Annotated in this window: 1 pseudogene; it reads right to left on the bottom strand. The window is 73.4% G+C overall.

The features are described from left to right. A pseudogene (locus NE591_RS15360) lies at positions 1–278 on the bottom strand (DNA polymerase III subunit gamma/tau); the annotation flags it as partial. Between the last annotated feature and the right edge of the window lie 11 nt (positions 279–289).

Below are 289 nucleotides of genomic sequence, written 5' to 3' on the forward strand. Positions count from 1 at the left end.
GGGGCGTAGGGCTGCTGGGCGGCCTGTGCCGCCGTGGCGTCGTAATAGGGCTGCGTCGGCGCCGTGGGCGCGTGTTGCGCTATTTCAGGAGCCGGAGCGGCTGCGGCAGGCGCCGGCTGCACAGCATCGGAGGGCGCCGCGGGCGCAGGCTGAGAGCCGGGACTGGGCGCTCCGAAGGCAGCGAAGGGGTTCTCGGGCACGGCGCTTGGCGCCGGCTCCGGCGCCGGCTGCTGAGGCTCCGCGCCGGAAGCGCTTGGGATGTTGCTGTTCTCGTCCATGGTCTTCGACC

Source organism: Adlercreutzia sp. DFI.6.23 (assembly GCF_024462535.1).
Lineage (GTDB): Bacteria > Actinomycetota > Coriobacteriia > Coriobacteriales > Eggerthellaceae > Adlercreutzia > Adlercreutzia rubneri.